13 protein-coding genes are annotated in these 17,093 nt (G+C 70.0%); 3 read left to right on the plus strand and 10 right to left on the minus strand.

Going from position 1 to position 17,093, the window contains the following annotated elements; genetic code table 11:
* Positions 1-84: 84 nt before the first annotated feature.
* Entirely contained in the window at positions 85-2,730 is a 2,646-nt protein-coding gene (locus OHA25_RS00290; protein ID WP_327585661.1) for a bifunctional glycosyltransferase/CDP-glycerol:glycerophosphate glycerophosphotransferase, read from the plus strand.
* Positions 2,727-3,749: a glycosyltransferase gene (locus OHA25_RS00295; RefSeq protein WP_327585662.1), complete on the plus strand. Its 1,023-nt coding sequence runs from the start codon at positions 2,727-2,729 to the stop codon at positions 3,747-3,749. Before OHA25_RS00290 ends, OHA25_RS00295 begins: the two co-directional genes overlap by 4 nt.
* Here the strand turns inward: OHA25_RS00295 and OHA25_RS00300 are convergent.
* The 4 genes from OHA25_RS00300 to tnpA form a co-directional block, all read right to left on the minus strand.
* Complete coding sequence (locus OHA25_RS00300) at positions 3,746-4,777, minus strand: sulfotransferase family protein (protein WP_327585663.1); 1,032 nt, start codon at positions 4,775-4,777, stop codon at positions 3,746-3,748. The genes OHA25_RS00295 and OHA25_RS00300 overlap by 4 nt on opposite strands.
* A gap of 22 nt (positions 4,778-4,799) precedes the next feature.
* On the minus strand, positions 4,800-5,666 hold the full coding sequence (locus OHA25_RS00305; protein WP_327585664.1) for a CDP-alcohol phosphatidyltransferase family protein: 867 nt from the start codon (positions 5,664-5,666) through the stop codon (positions 4,800-4,802).
* 48 nt (positions 5,667-5,714) lie between these two features.
* Positions 5,715-7,157, minus strand: a complete 1,443-nt coding sequence (locus OHA25_RS00310; RefSeq protein ID WP_327585665.1) for a glycosyltransferase family 2 protein — start codon at positions 7,155-7,157, stop codon at positions 5,715-5,717.
* Between the two features lie 135 nt (positions 7,158-7,292).
* A complete protein-coding gene (gene tnpA, locus OHA25_RS00315) occupies positions 7,293-7,709 on the minus strand; it encodes an IS200/IS605 family transposase (protein ID WP_327585666.1) in 417 nt (138 codons plus the stop codon).
* Positions 7,710-7,773: 64 nt separating this feature from the next.
* On the opposite strand from tnpA, the gene OHA25_RS00320 reads away from it, so the two are divergent.
* Positions 7,774-9,108 carry an RNA-guided endonuclease InsQ/TnpB family protein gene (locus tag OHA25_RS00320; RefSeq protein WP_327585667.1) on the plus strand — a complete coding sequence of 445 codons (1,335 nt, stop codon included), beginning with the start codon at positions 7,774-7,776 and terminating at the stop codon, positions 9,106-9,108.
* A 39-nt stretch (positions 9,109-9,147) separates the two neighbouring features.
* On the opposite strand, the gene OHA25_RS00325 is transcribed toward OHA25_RS00320, so the two are convergent.
* The 6 genes from OHA25_RS00325 to OHA25_RS00350 all read right to left on the minus strand — a co-directional run bounded on the left by OHA25_RS00325 (position 9,148) and on the right by OHA25_RS00350 (position 16,967).
* Positions 9,148-11,349, minus strand: a complete 2,202-nt coding sequence (locus tag OHA25_RS00325) for a hypothetical protein (RefSeq protein ID WP_327585668.1) — start codon at positions 11,347-11,349, stop codon at positions 9,148-9,150.
* Positions 11,350-11,441: 92 nt separating this feature from the next.
* Positions 11,442-12,767, minus strand: coding sequence for an acyl-CoA reductase (locus OHA25_RS00330; RefSeq protein ID WP_327585669.1), 1,326 nt, complete (start codon positions 12,765-12,767; stop codon positions 11,442-11,444).
* On the minus strand, positions 12,767-13,795 hold the full coding sequence (locus OHA25_RS00335) for a LuxE/PaaK family acyltransferase (protein ID WP_327585670.1): 1,029 nt from the start codon (positions 13,793-13,795) through the stop codon (positions 12,767-12,769). The genes OHA25_RS00330 and OHA25_RS00335 overlap by 1 nt, the downstream gene beginning before the upstream one ends.
* A 745-nt stretch (positions 13,796-14,540) precedes the next feature.
* Entirely contained in the window at positions 14,541-15,899 is a 1,359-nt protein-coding gene (locus OHA25_RS00340) for an AMP-binding protein (protein WP_327585671.1), read from the minus strand.
* Complete coding sequence (locus OHA25_RS00345; RefSeq protein WP_327585672.1) at positions 15,896-16,744, minus strand: SDR family NAD(P)-dependent oxidoreductase; 849 nt, start codon at positions 16,742-16,744, stop codon at positions 15,896-15,898. Before OHA25_RS00345 ends, OHA25_RS00340 begins: the two co-directional genes overlap by 4 nt.
* A complete protein-coding gene (locus OHA25_RS00350; protein WP_305920081.1) occupies positions 16,719-16,967 on the minus strand; it encodes an acyl carrier protein in 249 nt (82 codons plus the stop codon). Before OHA25_RS00350 ends, OHA25_RS00345 begins: the two co-directional genes overlap by 26 nt.
* Between the last annotated feature and the right edge of the window lie 126 nt (positions 16,968-17,093).

A 17,093-nucleotide genomic window follows, 5' to 3' on the forward strand; every position in this document is an offset into this window, starting at 1 on the left:
AAACTCCATCAAGTCCGGACACTTCGTCCTCCCCGAGGGAAGTGCCATCCCCGCAGGCAATTGGACCAGCGGGGGGACTTGGGGATGCCGGACTGCACCGTTGTCGTGATCACGTATAACGACGCGGCCCGCCTGCCCAGGGCCGTGCGCTCCGTGCTCGGCCAGTCGCTGCACGACCTCGAGGTGATCATCGCCGACGACGCCAGCACGGACGGCACACCGGAGGTAGCGGCCCGGCTCACCGCACTGGATCCGCGGGTGCGTTACCTGCGCAGGGGTGTCAACAGCGGGGGCTGCGGGGCGCCGCGCAACGACGGGATCGACGCCGCGGCCGCGCCGTACGTCATGTTCCTGGACAGCGACGACGAGCTGCCCAGGCACGCGTGCAAGAGCCTGCTCACCGAGATCGAGCGGACCGGGGCGGATTTCGTGTCCGGGCAGATCTCGCGGTTGTTCGAGGCGAGCGGGCGGCTGCAGCCGTACTACCCGTCGTTGTTCGCCCGCCGGCGCGTGGTCGAGGGCATCCGCGAGGAGCCCGAGCTGTTCCTGGACAGCTTCAGCACGAACAAGCTCTATGACGTGAGCCGGCTGCGGGAGCGGATGCTGCGCTTCCCCGAGGACATCCACTTCGAGGACCATGTCTTCGCCACCGAGTTGTACGCGGTGTCGCGGAGGTTCGCGATCGTGCCGTGGGTGGTCTACCACTGGCACCGCTCGCCGGCGAACTCCTCGATCTCCTTGAGCGTCGACGACATGGAGAACGTGCGGCAGCGGGTCATCGCGGCCCGGCTCAGCGACGACCTCCTGCGCACGTACGGGGCCGAGGACCTGGTGCCGCACCGGCAGCGCCGGTTCGTGCGGCAGGACCTGCGGGTCTACCTCAATCCGCTGCCCGCGCGGGATCTGGTGTGGGTCAAGGAGTTCGCCTCGATCGTCCGGCCGTACCTGGAGGAGATCCCGGCCGAGGTGGTGCGCGAGGCCGAGCCGCTCGAACGGGTCTGCTGCCGGCTCATTCTCGACGACCGGATCGAGGACCTGCGGGTCGCGGCGGGATCGCTGACCGGGCCGCGGGCCGCGCCACGGGCGGCCGTGCAGCTCAACGGGCGTACGTACTGGGGCACCTCGGTCTCACCCGGGCTGGACATCACCGCGCTGCGGCTGGCCGAGCTGCCCTTCTCGGCCTCCCGGCTGCGGCACGAGGCGTCGGAGATCACCTGCGAGGGCGAGCGGGTGCGGATGACCGTGCGGACCTACGACCCGTTCGGCGCGCTGCCGGTGGACTGGACGGCGTTCCTGCAGCTCGGCACGGAGAGGATCCCCATCGAGCCGGAGCCGTCCGGCGAGGGGGGATATCTCAGCGAGGTCGTCTTCACGCCGTCCGGCAGGTGCGATCCGCGCATCGGCTTCACCAGGATCTCCGACGGGCACACCACGACCGACCGGATCATCGCCGACCCGCACACCCCGCCGATCGAGCTGCCGCGGTGCCGGGTGCTGGTCGAGGGTTATGCCGCGTACCTGTGCGTGCGGCCCGATCCCACCGCGCGGTCGGTGTGGCGGCGGGTCAAGCAGGTCGTGCTGAGGCGGTTCAACACGCCGCGCGCCAAGCTGCGTGCCTACAAGGTGCTGATCAAGGTGCTGCCGCGGCGGCGGGACCTCGCGTTGTTCGAGTCCGACGTCGGCAAGAGCTGCAGCGGCAGCCCGCGGGCCGTCTACGAGGAGCTGCGGCGGCGGAACCTGCCGATCGAGGTGGTGTGGTCGGTGGCCGGGAACCGCCGGAACTTCCCTCCTGGCGTGCGGCTCGTGCGGCGCGGCAGCTGGCGCTATCTCTGGACGATGGCGCGGGCCGGGATCTGGGTGGACAGCCACGGGTTCCCGCTGGACTACCCGAAGCCGCGCGGCACCCGCTACCTGCAGACGTGGCACGGCCAGGGGATCAAGTCGATCGGGTTCGACGCGCCGGATCTGCGGGCCGACTTCGACAAGCCGCGAGACCAGTGGCGGGCGGCTGTGGCGCGGTGGGACGCGCTGGTGTCGCCGAGCGCGGAGTTCTCCCGGATCTTCGTGCCGTCCAACGGGTACACGGGCAGGGTCTACCGGTACGGGACGCCGCGCTGCGACGCGCTGGTCAGGGGCGTGGCCGTCGGGGACGTCCGGGGGCGGCTGGAGATCCCGCGTGGGCGACAAATCCTGCTTTATGCGCCTACTTACCGGGATTGGGCAAAGGGAAGCGGCAAATCCGTACGGGTCGATCTGGAGCTGCTGGCTGAGGAACTGGCCGACGACTGGGTGCTGGTGCTGCGTACCCATCCGGTCGAGCACTACAGCCCACCCGAGCACCTCAAACACTTCGTACGGTCCGCCGGGTCCTATCCCGAGATCAACGATCTGATGCTGGCCTCGGACGCCCTGCTGACGGACTACTCGTCCGTGATGTGCGACTACGCGATCACCGGCAAGCCCATGGTGTTCTTCATCGACGACTGGGACGACTACCGGCTGTCGGAGCGCGGCGTCTACCACGACCTGCCCGCCATCGCGCCCGGACCGTGCGTCACGACGACCGAGGAGCTGGTGAGCGTGCTCAGGCGTCTGCCCGGCCTGCACGCGTCCTACGCCGAGCGGTACACGGCCTTCCGCCACCTGTGGTGCGCCGACGAGCGCGGGGACGCGGCCGCGCGGATCGTGGACGACTTCTTCGGGTCCGGCCTCCTGGAGAAGGTCCGGTGAGCGTGGTCTTCGCCTGCGTGGACGCCGACACCCTCGGCGGCATCCAGCAGGTCACGCACACGCTCGCCCAAGGGCTGGCCGAGCGCGGCCATGAGGTGCACGTGATCGGCCTGCAGCGGTCCCTGGCGCCGTTCACGTACGTTGACCGGCCGCTCTACCACCGCCACGTGGTGGAGTCCGACCGGAAGGCGCGCAAGCTGCTCGCCGCGATCGGACCGAGGTACGCGATCATGACCTCGCCGTCGGTGGTGATCAAGCTGTCGGAGCTGCTGCCCGCCGGGCTCCGGCCGATCGGCCAATACCACGGCTCGTACGACCACGCCCGCGGCTGCTGGCACCTCGGCTCGATCAGGAAGCACTACCCCAAGCTCGACCAGGCGGTCTTCCTGAGCGAGGACGACACATGGCGCTTCTCCGAGGACGCGCTGCTGCCCAACGCCTGGACGTTGCCGAACCCGCTGGCCGCCTGGCCGGAGCGCACGTCCACGCTCAGCTCACACCGGGTGCTGGGCGTGGGCCGGCTGGAAGGCGTCAAGCGGTTCGACCGGCTGATCAGCGCGTTCGCCCGCTCGGGGGCACCCCCGCCCTGGGAGTTGCACCTGATCGGCGACGGCGCCGAGCGGGAGCGGCTCCGCGCGCACGCGGACAGGGAGGGCGTCGGCGACCGCGTGGTCTTCAGGGGCCTGGTGCCGGCCGCGCGCCTGCCCGCCGAATACCTGAACGCCGCGATCCTGGGCCTTACCAGCGAGCACGAGGGCCTGCCGATCGTGTTGCTGGAGTCGGGCGCGCACGGGGTGCCGTCGGTGGCGTTCGACGTGTCGGGCGGCGTGCGGTCCGCCGGGCCGGTGCTGACGCCGCCGGGGGACGTGGACACGTTCGGGGCCGAACTGTCCAGGCTCATGAACTCGATGGAGGAGCGGCGGCGCCTCGGGGCCGCCGCCCGCGCACGGGCCGAGTCCTTCCGCCTCGACCACGTGCTGGACCGCTGGGAGCGGCTGTTCGCCCACATCGAGCGCTAAACGGTCAGCTCCGACCGCTGCTGCGGAATCCCCGCGAGCGAGCGCTGGCGCGAGGTGAGCAGGGCAGGCACCGGGCTCGGCTCGCGCAGCCGGTTGAAGCGGTCGCGCATGTGCTTGCGCATGCGGCTGGCCTTGCGCTTCTGCATGGTCTTCTGGCAGGTCGTGATGTGCTCCCTGGCCGGCTTGGGCACGCCGGTCAGCTCGTAGCCCATGGACTCCAGGCGGTCGCCGAGCATGTGCTCGCACAGCGCGATCTCCCAGTCGTCCAGCCGGTTGGCCCAGCTGCCCACCCGGGTGCGGATGACCTCGCCGTGCGTGTTGCTGTGCCAGACCTTGTGCTGCGGCACCGCCACGCTGGCCGCCTCACGTGGGGAGACCATCGACGGGGAGAAGTCCTCCTCCAGGAAGTGGCAGAGCTTTTTCAGCTCGGTCGCCGGATCGTCGGTGAGGTCCTCGTACCGCAGTTCGTAGTACGTGTCCTCGGACAAGGTGCGCCGCAACCGGCCGCCCGCGTCGATGGCCTCGGCCCAGGTGGAGATGGCGTGGTAGGAGTCCAGCGTGTACCAGGGCATCTCCTTCAGCGAGGACACGCAGTCGCGGCCGTCCCTGATCAGGTGGATGAACTGGGCGTCGGGGAACAGCCTCAGCAGCATGTCCACCTGCTTGACGTAGCTGGGCCGCTTGTCGCCCCAGCGGCTCTTGTCGAAGCGGTCGGCGTACATGCGGAAGGCCGTGCCGATCACCGACCCGAGCGTGCCGGGACCGGCCACCGCCTGCCTGACGAACTCGTCCTTGTCGATCTTGAGCTCCCGGAACTTCGTGCTGCGGTCGGTCGCGATCCACTGCGCCAGGGCGCGGCGGCGATGGGCCACGCGCAGGTCGCCCCACTTGCGCCGGCGGTAATACGCGGGAACGAGGAAGCGGGTCTCCGGCGGCACCGCCATGCGCGGGTGCGAGTGCAGCATGAGCTGGAGCATCGTGGTGCCGGAGCGCGGACATCCGATGACAAAGACTGGTCGGTCGGACATTTCGTACTAACCCCCCGAAAACTTAGACGAGAACGCGCTCTCGGCTCTCCTGAGAGGAGGCCACGGCGTACCTGCGTGTGAAGAGCCACATCCGGTAGACAAGGACGACCTCGTTGACGAGCAGCAGGACCCCTGCCGTCGCGGCGACCGGGATCAGCGCCCACGCCCCCGCGAGGGGCGCGACCACGAACACCGCGGCGTGGAACTCGATGCCGCTGATCAGGTGCGAGCGGACCCGGCGTCGGGCCAGGGACCTGTTGAGCCGCCGGTAAAAGCTGCGCGGCCGTGGCGCCCGCTGCGGCGCCATCTGCTCCAGCGGCTCGCGGGCCAGCGGCAGCTGGTCCAGCAGCGCGGGGTCCACGGGGTCCAGCGCTCCGGGATCCTCATCGAGCTCCGGCAACTGCCGCTCTTCCCTGACGGCCTCGCGCACGCGCTTCATCTGCGGCGCGTTGACGTACCTGAAAAGGTCCAGCACGGCCACCCCCGCGCCGAGAAGCACGTAACGCAAATCCCCGGTCAAGGTGTACTGCCCGTACGCCAGCCCGCCGGCGCACAGGACCACCCTGACCCGGTCCCCCACGTAGTCGAGCCAGAGGCCGAAGGGCGTCCCCGTGCCCTTGAGCCTGGCTATCTTGCCGTCCACGCAGTCGATCATGAAGCTGAGATAGAAGACCACGGCGCCGGCGACGAGCTGATTCATCGCGAGGCAGGCGGCCGACACCATGCCGAGGACCAGCGAGAACACGGTGAGCGCGTTCGGCGTCAGCCGCGTACGGTTGGCGACCGGAAGAGCGACCCGGCAGGCGACCGGGTCCACGAAATACACGGTCCACCAGGAGTCTCTCCGCTTGCGTGTCCCGTAGACGTCATCGAGCGAATAGGTCCTCATGGAGACCAGCATGAACACGACACGCACTCTTGCGATTACTGTCTGGAACTACTGGGGCATGTCCATGCCGCTTCTTGACCAACCCGGCACTCCCGATGCCGTGAACCGCCACGACGCGTGCGCCTCGACGTCCCTGAACCAGCCCTTCAGCACCAGCCCGCGGGTCTCGGTCCGCGCCTGCAGCCGCCAGCTCGGGCCACCGCCGGCCAGCCGCTCCGGGTCGATGGTCGTGACGATCCCGTGCCGTCCGGCGCGCCGCACCTCCAGCGGGACCTTGCGGCGGCCGTCGCTGAGCCACAGGTCGATCTGGCCGACCCGGCGGTCGACGCGGTGGATCGAGACGTGCCCGCGTACCCGGTACTCCGTGCCCGTCCACTCGCAGCTCTCGACCCTGGCGTGCAGTTTCAGCTCGTCGCGGGCGTCGAACACGGCGTCGGGGATCTTGAGCCGGCGGTCGCGGAAGAACGGGTAGTCGCCGTACCAGCCGGTGTTGCGCCAGCCACGCGGCACGATGCGGGCGGCGTCCTCGCGGGCGCGGCGGAACTCGCGGATCTTCCGCAGCTCGGCCACCAGGCCGCGCCCGAGCAGGTGCAGCTCAAGGCGGCGCAGCGACGGCGCGGTGTTCAGGGCGTTCTGGCCCAGCGAGGCCACCCACGCGCGGGCCAGCTCGAGCAGCGGCTCCGGCTCCTCGCTGACCTCCAGCGCCTGGAACAGGAAGAGGATGTCCTTCTCCAGCACCAGCGCGTCGAAGCCGTCGAGCAACTCGGGCGCCCGCTCGTCGAGGAACGCCCGGACCGAGCGGATGGCGGCCAGCCGCTCGTGCAGGTTGGGCAGCTCGTTCCGGCACTGCGTGATGGACGACTCCCGCCTGCGCCAGTGATAGACCACGTCGCCCAGCATGTCCACACGGGTGGCCAGCACGTGCGCCCGCATGGCGACCGGCACATCCTCGTAGATGCCGGCGGAGAACCGCAGCCCGGCGCGCTCCCAGAAGTCGCGGCGGTAGACCTTGTTCCAGATCGTGCGGTCTCTGATGAGCACCGGCTTGTCGGTGATGTGGGTGCACAGCTGCGGCCGCCTGAACACCTTCTCGTGCAGGATCGACTCCTCCAGCACGCCGTCGACCAGCCGCCCCACCGCGCCGCACGCCAGGTCGGAGCCGGTCTCGGCCAGCTTGGCGACGAGCCGCTCGTACGCGTGCGGCGGCACGACGTCATCGGCGTCGGCGAAGGCCAGGTACGCGCCCGTGGCCCGCTCGATCCCCGCGTTGCGGGCCGGCCCGGGCCCCAGGTTGCGTTGCTCTATCAGGACGAAGCGGCGGTCCTTGGCGACGAAGTCCTCGGCGATCCGCCGGCTGCCGTCGCTGGAGCCGTCGTCGACCATGACGACCTCGAAGTCCTCCAGCGTCTGGACGGCCAGCGACTTCAGGCACTCGGTGAGGTACGACTCCACGTTGTGGTACGGAACGACGATGCTGAGATGGGGGATCATGCCGAATTTGCTCCTCGGATCTCAGGATGGGATCGAGGGCAGCATGCCTTGGAATCCGCACCCGAGACCTGAGCCTGATGAGCTCTTTACCGAAGGTCCGCAGAAAGCCTCGGCCTTCAGCCGGAGCGCGGAACCTCAGGTGGGGCGGCGCTGCTGTTCGATATACGCCTTGATGATCGATAGTGGGGCTCCGCCACAGGAGGCGGCGAAGTAGCTGGGTGACCAGAAGGGGCCGTGCATGATGGCGCGGTCGAGGCGGTCAGTGAACTCTTTGCGGAGGTAGTGGGAGGAGACGCCCTTCAGGGAGTTGACGAGTTTGCTGACGGCGACTTTGGGCGGGTAATGGACGAGCAGGTGGACGTGGTCGTGTTCGCCGTTGAAGTCGCGAAGTTCGGCCTCGAAACTGTCGCACACCTCGATCATGATGTCTTCGCAGCGGCGCAGCATCTCCTCATCGAAGCCGTTTCTGCGATATTTGGCGACAAAGACCAGATGGACGTGCAGCGCGGAAACCACGTGCCTGCCACGCCGATATTCCATCTCCCGGCTCATGGGCCAGGTGATAATGTGTTCGAGTCTTGAGACGCAGGCGTCCCGTGGGAGAGGGGTGTTTCGCGTGCTGGCGGGCCGGAAGTACCGCCTGGAGTTCGACTTCGGGCAGCGGGCGTTCGCCGAAAGGCTGGCCGGGATCTGCCGGGCCGTGTGGAACACCGGACTCGAACAACGGCGGGAATACCGGCGGCGCGGACAGCGGATCACTTATGAGGAGCAGTGCAAGCAGCTCGCCGAGGCGAAGACCGACCCGTACTGCGACTGGCTCGCCGACGCCCCCGCCCAGGTGATCCAGCAAACCCTCAAAGACCTGGACCAGGCGTGCCGCACGCATGGCACGTGGAAGGTGCACTGGAAGGCCAAGGCGAAGTGGCGGCCGTCGTTTCGGTTCCCCACCGCCAAGCACATCCCGGTCGAGCGGATCGGCCGCAAGTGGGGGCGGGTGTTCCTGCCCAAGTTCGGGTGGGCGCGCTTTCGCCTGTCGCGCCCGCTTGGGGGAAGCGTCAAGTCCGCGACCGTGTCCCGGGACGGCAAGCACTGGTTCATCAGCTTCCTCATCGACGATGGGATCAGCGAGCGGGAGGAGCACGCCTGCCCGGCATGGGTGGGTGTGGATCGGGGGGTGGTCACGGCCGCTGTGACGTCGGATGGGGAGTTCTTCGACCGCCGCCACGCCACAACCGACGGTGTCTCCTCCACGCAGCCGCCACCGGACAGCAAACAGGACCGAGAAGGCGACCTCGGGTATCTCACGCCCGGCGAAGCGGAACGGTATCTGCGGCTGCAACGCCGGCTCGCCCGCGCGAAGAAGGGATCGAAGCGGCGCAAGACGGTCGTGGCCGCGATGGGTGAGATCATGCGGCGGGTGCGGTGGCGGCGCGCCGACTTCAACGCGCAGGCCGCGCACCGGCTCACCCGGTCCTACGGGCATGTGGTCATCGAAGAGCTGAACACCAAGGGCATGAGCGCGGCCGCCAAGCCGAAACCCGACCCCGGCCTGCCGGGCCGGTTCCTGCGCAACGGCGCGGCGGCGAAATCCGGGCTCAACAAGGCGATTCTCGACAAGGGCTGGTACGGCCTGGAAGTCGCCCTGCGCTCCAAGGCCCGCTACACCGGCAGCGCCATCCATAAGATCAACCCCGCGTACACGTCCCAGACGTGCCCGAACCCTGCCTGCGGGACAGTGGACGAGAAGAGCCGCAAGAGCCAAGCGATCTTCTCCTGCGCTTCTTGCGGGCACACCGAGCACGCCGACATCGTCGGGGCGAAGAACATCAAAACCAAAGGACAGGCGGCCGGGCTGGTCGTCTCAGGGCGTGGAGACCCACCCGGGTCCGCGAAACGCCAAGCACCCCGTTCCACAGCACAGGCCGCGCACGCGGCACGTGCTGCCGCATAGCGGCACGGGAATCCCCGTCCCTTCAGAACGGGGAGCAGGTCAACTTTCGGCGAGCTCGTAAACCGAGATGGACGCGCTGCGGAACCGCAGCCGGGCGAATTTCCATAGGTTCGGATTTCGCCCGGTGAAGAGCCATTTGACCCCGTATTCTCGGGCGAGGCGCCGGACGTTCTCCGCCGTCGGCGCCGCGAACACCGCGTCGTTCGCCGCCAGCCGAGCAGGGTCTGCGAACGGCACCGTCAGGTAGGACGTCACGAACAACTGGGTACGTGACTGCGTGCTCTCGGCGTACCCCCAGCCCTCCACGAGTACCCGGCGTTCGGTGAACCCCGACACCCAGTAGTGCCTGCTGTCGCACGGATGCGGCGCGACGGGACGGCAATGCAGGTCGGTGGCCACCACGTCGGCGGGTGAGGAGTGCTCGCGCAACCACCGCCCGGCCTCCAGCGCGCCGTCGGGGATCAGCCGCTCACGGTCCCCCGGCGCAGGCGTGACGTGCGCGACCACGTCGCGCACGGAGGCCGGGACCGAATACCCCGCGAGCAGCGCCACCACCGCCAGCACGGACCCACACCGCCACACCACCACCCCCGCGACCGCGAGCAGCAGGTACGGCACCACGACCCGCTCCAGCGCATCCCCGGGCACGTCGAGCTGCGCTGCCATCACGGCGGCGCCCGCCCCGGCCCCTGTCCACGCCACGGCCCGCCAGGGCTTGTTCATGGTCGCGCCCGCTTCGCTCCTCGCTCTCTCGCCGCGATCTCCTCCGCTTCGGAGGGCAAGCATCCCGCACACGGCAGCGATCGACAGGTAGGGCCGGACGCCTTCCAGGAAATAGAGCTGCGACTCCGACGGGTGTCCCAGCAGCGTGGCCGCGCCGATTCCGGCGACGCCCATACCGAGCAGCAACACCATCGGCGGCTCCAGCACCCGCCGCCCGAGCCCTGCCACCCCACCCCACACACAACCGAGGCAGAACAGGTGCACGACGGAGAGCACCACCAACGGGCCCAGGGACGCGGAGGCCAGTGCGGGCATCTCGATGCCGGCCACCGCCCCCCACACCACCCGCATCGTCGCGAACGGCGAGACCGCCATCCCATGAGACCCCCGCCCGAACACCACGAACTGGGCGATGAGCAGGCACACCAATGTGAGCGCCGCCGCGGCTGCCCACCTGCGCGGCAGCCGCCGCTCCGCGACCCACCGCACGGCGACCACAGCCAGCAAGCCCGCCAGCAACAACGGCAGAAACGTGGCCTTCGCCCCGGTCAACGCCAGCAGCAGCACGACCAGCGCCACCCACCCTCGCCGCGACCAGCCGGCGACCAGCAACACCACCACGGGCGCGAACAACAACGCCCCGAACGTCTGCGTGGGACTCGCCCAGGCGGTGAACATCGAGCGCGCCGTGAAGGACACACCGTCCTGCAGGACCGGGCTGAGCAGGAAGTACGTCACTCCGACCGCCGCCGCCCCGGCCCCCCAGCGCCCGCCGAGCCGCCGCCCCAGCACCGCCACCAGCACGACCATCGCCGCCATCATCGGCAGCGTGGACAACTTGTACACGAGCGTCACCGGCTCGATCCCGGTGACCCAGCTCGTCGCGGCCATGTCGGCATAGACGAACCAGTGGTAACAGAGCCGCTCGCCCAGCACGGACGGCAGCGTGGGCGGCAAATGGTGCTTGACCTCGCCGACCAGGGCCAGGTGGTAGGGCATGTCCACGTACGCGCTCGCGATCGGCACCCGGTACAGGGACAACGTGCTCCACGTGATCAGGTATCCGATCACCCCTGCCAGCACCCATGCACACCACCCGGGCATCCGCTCCGCGCCGGCCCGGCCCCGCCAATGTCGCCGCAGCCCCGGCGCGATCAGGAAGGTGCCGAGCACGGCGACGGGCGGGACCAGCACGAGCAGCGGCATCCCGGCGGCCCTCGCCGGGATGTAGGCCAAGACCTCTATCGCGTAGCCGAGCGCAAGACCGGCCGCGACGTCCTCGGCCGTCGACCGCCCGCCCCCCGTCAGCGCCCGCCAGAGCAGGGTCCCCGGCAACGCCACCCCGAGCCCGGCGTACGCCGCGAACGCCGCCAGATCGCGGGCCGAGACCCCGCACCATAGGAACACGGCCACCGCACCGGCCGCCACGATCCCCGCAGGCCACCACCCCGGGCCCAGCCGACGGCGCGAGGACCGCGCCGGAGCGGCATGTGTGCTCTTGAGCGGCGCGATCGTCATGAAACCGGGGACCACCGGCACAGCACCGCGCGAACCATCGTCATCGGACCACCGTGCGAACCATCGTCATCGGACCACCGTGCGAACAGTCGTCATCGGACCACCGTCACCAGCCGGGTGAACTCGGCCGGCAGATCGACCCCGTCCCACACCCGATGGAAACTGAGCGCGCTGCCGACCGGCACCATGCGGTCGACCCCGGGCCCCGCCAGTGCCCTGGCCAGCTCCTCCAACTCCGGCCGCCCGAACCCGTAATGGGTCATCGTCTGATCCCGCCGCTCGACCAGTCCCGCCAGCTCGGCCGGCGAGCCGAGCCTGGCATGGGCGAACGTCCCCGCGCCCAGCCACCGCCTCGGCGCCTGGTCGGCGGCCGCCAGGGTCACGTTGGCCAGCGCGTTCCCGCGGAACTCCACGCTCTGCGCGACTCCCTCCGCGGCCAGCCCATAGGTGGAGACCCGCTTCTCCACGGCCATTGCCGCATCGACACCCCAGCCGCGTGCCGTGACCACCCGCGACACGTGATCGATGAAGTCGGCCCGCGCCGCGTCGCAATCGACCTCCGCGCCCACCCAGAACACCGTCCGCGGCGACGAGCAGGCCGCCTGGTCGAACCAGTAGGTGTCGTTGACGAACCCCTCCGCCACGCTCACTCGCGTGGCTCGCGGCGCGCACAACCACGCCGCCGCCCGTATCACGGCGAACGAGGAACGATCAGGGAAGACCAGGTCACGGGCATGCGGGGGGAGCGGGTATCGCCGCACGTCCTGCACCGTCCGGTCGCCGCCCCACACCACCCGCAGGTCGCAGGCCGCGGAGAGCGCGGTGGTGACGGCCTCGGCTTCGCGTTCGTAGGAGATGATCCGCTGTGTCTGGCCGACGACGGGGTCGGCCTCGCGCAGCGCCTCCTGCAGCGTCTCGACGATCGCCTCGGCGACCGCCCCGGAACGCGGCGAAAGGCGTACGACGTTGCGGTTGCCCATCAGGGCCGACAGGGCCCAGGAGTAGACGAAGACCGTGTCCACGTTCGCGGGCGGGATGTGGAAGATCAGGCCGCGTGGCACGCGTACGTGCTCGCCGGCCATCCCCTCGATCGTGCGGGCCAGCTCGCTGGGCCGCAGGAAGAATCCGAGCGACCCGAGCTCAGGGTGCCGCCGGGCCAGGGTCGGCCGCAACAGCCGCCTGCCGAATTCGGCCAGGAACTCCCGAACCCGCCGATCCCCGACCTCGAGTCGGCCCCGCACCTGTCCGAGCAGCACCTCCACGGGTACGCGCTCCTCCCACGGAAACCGCACCCGCACCACCGCGCCGCCACCCGCCTGTGACGCGCCGCCACGCGCTTGTGAGGTGCCGCCACGCGCTTGTGAGGTGCCGTCACCCGCCCCAGTCGCGCCGGTATCCGCCCCGGATGTGTCCCGCATCAGCCGACCTGCCCCATGGTGTCGCTGCAACCCCGTGCCTCCGCTCGCGGCAGCCTGCCGAGGACCTCGAACCGCTTCCCCGGCCAGGCCCCGTCGTCGACGCCCCGCACCACACCTAGATCCTCCGTGAGCAGCACATGACCGGGATACGACGTCGGCAGCGTGCTGACGACCTCGATCAGCCCGGGCACGCCGTTCGGCGCCTCCTGCCACGTCTCCGGATCACGAATCACGACATTGGCGAAATCGGGGCAGTAAAGCCCATCCCCATGGGGCCCTTCCAGAAAGATCGTCCCGATCTGCTCGACCATCCCGTAGAAGTTGTGCACCCTGGTCAACCCACACTCCGCCGCCAGCCGCCGCCGGAACTCGGCATTGTCCACCGCCTGCTCGGCCAGGCGCTTCCACCCACCGGAGTGGATCAGCACCCCCTGCGACAGATCCGCCCCCAGGTCCCGCAGCCAGAGCCACACCATGAACGTGAACCCGAAGATCAGGAACCGCCGGCTCCCATGCCGCTCAAGGAACCCCTTGACCGCCTCGGCGTCCACCCGCCCCTGCTCGTCCAGCACGAACGTGTGATCCCTGCCGAAGTTCATCATCCCGAGCACCCCAGCCCCGCGAGCGCTCAACGTCGGATCCCGCACCACGGAACGGCTGTCCACGACCAGCATCGGCAGCCGCCGCTCACCCAGCACCACCCTGAGCGTGGCCGCCAGCATGCGCGTCTGAGCCGCGGCCGCCTCCCGGTCCAGATAGACCTGGCTCGGCTGCTGCCCGGTCGTCCCGCTGGAGGTCAGCACCCTGAACACCTGCTCCTGCGGCACGCTGCGCAACTCGTGCGTCTTGAACAGCCGCACCGGCAACCACGGCAGGTCCATCAGGCGCTCGTAGGGCGGCACCGCACCGATCGCGTCGAGAATCCGACGGTAGGGCCGGCAGGTCGCCCTGTGCCGCTCGGTCAGGGCGGCCAGCTCGGGCACCAGCACTGCCTCCCGCTCGGCCTCATCCATCGTGAAAACGCTCACCCAACGCCCCCCACGTCCTTGACCACACACCACCACGCGCCCGCCCACCTGCCCCGGCCCTATCCCCGCAGACGTCGCCTCCGGGATCGCGGGCCACCCCCGGGATCGTCTCGCCCCTCGGGACCGTGTCGCCCCTCGGGACTGCGTCGCCCCGGGACTGCGTCGTCCACGGGATCGCACGTCGCCCCGGGATCGCGTCGGCCCCCGGGATCGCGTCGGCCCCCGGGATCGCGCGCCGCCCCACGGGATCGTGTCGCCCACCGGATCGCGTCGCGCCCGGGATCGTGTCGCGCCCGGGATCGTGTCGCCTCCGGGATCGTGTCGCCTCCGGGATCGTGTCGCCTCCGGGATCGCCCCGGGATCGTGTCGTCCCCGCGGGACTGCGTCGCCCGCGGGACTGCGTCGCCCGTGGGACTGCGTCGCCCCCGGGATCGCACGTCGGGATCGCGTCGCCTCCCGGGATCGCGTCGCCTCCCGGGATCGCGCGCCGCCCCACGGGATCGTGTCGCGCCGGGATCGTGTCGCCTCCGGGAAGTGGACCCGCCCCGGGAAGCGGACCGCCTTGTGCATGGGCTTGGCCGCCAGTCGCGCCGATCGCCTTGCCAGGCGGCGCACAGAGCGTCGCCGTCGTGCCCTCCACGACGCGTCGATAGGCCGTCCGCCGGGGGCGTGGCGCCTGGCCGCGGGACGCGCACAACATTAAGGAGGCGCGGTGCGCCCAGCACCCGGATGAACGACGAGGCCGTCATGAGCGGGCTTCCAGGGCACGGTAGTCGATCTTGCCGGTGGCCAGCAGGGGGAGACGGTCGATGCCGCGTACGTCGAACCCGCTCCAGTGCACCCGCAGCTCGGCCCCCAGCCGCCGCGCAAGTCCCACGCACCCGGCCGCGTCCAGCCCTTCGGCCCACACCGTCACCCGGTCGTCCCCGCTGGTGGCCGCCACCGGCCCGGAGTCCCGCAGGAGGCGCTCAACGTCGTCCAGATTCACCCGTACGCCGAAGATCTTGGCGATGCGCTTGAGTCGTCCCGTGATGAAGAGGAAGCCCTCGGAGTCCAGCCGGCCCAGATCGCCGGTGCGCAGCACACCGCCCAGATCGTCCCCTCGGGCCAGGTCCGCCGCCGTCTCCGCGTATCCCATCATGACGTTAGGACCGTGATAGACGACCTCGCCGTCCTCGACGTCCAGTCGCCCACCCGGAACGGCCACCCCCACCGAGCCCGGCTTGTCGGCGAGCCGGTCCGGGGGCAGGATCGTGATGCGGGCGGTGGCCTCCGTCTGGCCGTACATGACGAAGAACCGGTCCGCCTTCTCCGAGAACTCCGCGATCAGCTCAGGGCTGAGGCGCCCGCCGGCCTGGGTGAGCGTGGCGATCGTCGGATGCTCCGACCGGTCGTAGCGGAGTCGGCGCAACATCTCGTACTGGTAGGGGACGGCGGCCAGTGACGTGCACCGGTGCGCGTCCAGATGCGTCCAGAACGACCGCTCCAGCAGCCCCGCCTCCGTCAGCATCACGGTCGCGCCCGCCGTCAGATGGCTGTTGAGCACGGACAGGCCGTAGCTGTAATGCAGCGGCAGGCTCGTGGGCGCGATCTCGCCGGGCGTGATGGACAGCGCGGCGGCGATGGCCTGGGCGTTGGCCAGGACGGCCTGGCGGGACAGGCGCACGAGCTTGGGATTGCCGGTGGAGCCTGAGGTAGCGAGGAGGATGGCGAGGTCGGGATGCGGATCAGGCACGTCGCGCCGTGTCGGCGGGGAGCCGTCGGCCGCATGTGTGAACCCGACCAACGCGGCCGGCCGGAACCGGCCCACCAGATCGGCCAGGATCCCGGCGGGGAGGTCCGGATCCAGCAGCGCGATCGGCCGGCCGGAACGCCAGGCGGCGAGGTATCGCAGCACGGAGGCGAGGTTGTTGCGCATCCCGCAGAACAGCGGCCCCGGCCGCAGCCGGGAGAGAGCCTCCGCCGTGCGTGTGATGTGGTTGCCCAGCGCATAGCCGCCCAGGCCCGCCGCTTCCCCGGCCACCACGAGCCGCGCCTCCGAGTGCGGGAAGACCGCACCCCTGAGCCCGGCCTGCGGGTGTGGCGATGGCTTGGCGAAGGTCATGGCGTCAGCCCGCCGTCCACGCCGATGACCTGCCCGGTGATGAAAGCCGCGGCGGGCGAGAGCAGGAACGCGACGGCACCGGCGACGTCATCGGGTGTGCCGAGCCGGCCGAGCGGGGTCGCCGCGATCGTCGCCTCCCGGGCGTCGCCGTCGAGTGTGGCGAGCATGTCCGTCTGGATGTAGCCGGGAGCCACGGCATTGACCCTGATCCCGGCCGGGCCCAGCTCCTTGGCCGCGGCCAGGGTGAGGCCGATGACCGCCCCTTTGGTCGCGGAGTAGACCGCCTGTCCCCGGCCGCCCGCGCGGCCCATGACCGAGGAGACCAGCACCACGGCGGGAAAGGCCCCCCGGCGCAGCAGCCTGAGCGAGGCCTGCAGGGTGTGTGTCGCGCCCATGGCGTTGACCTCGAACAACCGGTTGATCGTGTCGTGGCGCATCATGCCGAGCGGGCCCGCCGCGTGGATGCCGGCGTTGATCACGAGGGCGTCGAGCCGGCCGTGACGCTGGTAGATCTGCCGCATCATGGCCGAGACGAGCGATGGGTCCGCCACGTCGCCGTGGATCGGGTGGGCCGCCCCGCCGGTCTGCGCCGCCACCTCGGCGGCGGCCTTGGACGCACGCTCCTCGTCGCGGCCGTGCACCTCGACGGCGTATCCGGTCGCGGCCAGCCACATCGCGATCGCCCGCCCGATGCCCGCCGTCGATCCCGTGACGAGCGCGACACGTGGCTCGGACGACGGCGACAACGACGGTGGCGGCGTGGTAGTGGGCTCCGACGAGATGGCGGCGCGGGGCGCAGGCGGCACGGCTGCGCCGGGCTCAGACGGCGGCGGCGCCGATGCCATGCTTCTCCAGCAGCTCGGCCGCCTTCGCGAACGAGCTCATGTCGATCATCTCATCAGTGTCGATCATGATGGAGAACTCGTCCTCCATCGCGGCGATCAACGCCATGTGGGCCAGCGAGTCCCACTGTGGGACCGCCCGGTATTGGAGGCCGTCGACATCGGCGTCGGCGGGAAGGTTGAGCGCCCTGCGGAAGACGGCCCGCAGGCGATCGAGATGACTCATGATCACTCACTCTCTGTCCTCAAGCCACGACGTAGTGTAGCGGCATTTCCGGGTCCGGAGAAACCAAGCCCCCGTCTCGAGTAATGGAACCGTATAACGGCGAGTGGGGCACGTTGGGCGCTGGGA

Source organism: Nonomuraea sp. NBC_00507 (genome assembly GCF_036013525.1).
In the GTDB taxonomy this organism is placed as follows: Bacteria; Actinomycetota; Actinomycetes; order Streptosporangiales; family Streptosporangiaceae; genus Nonomuraea.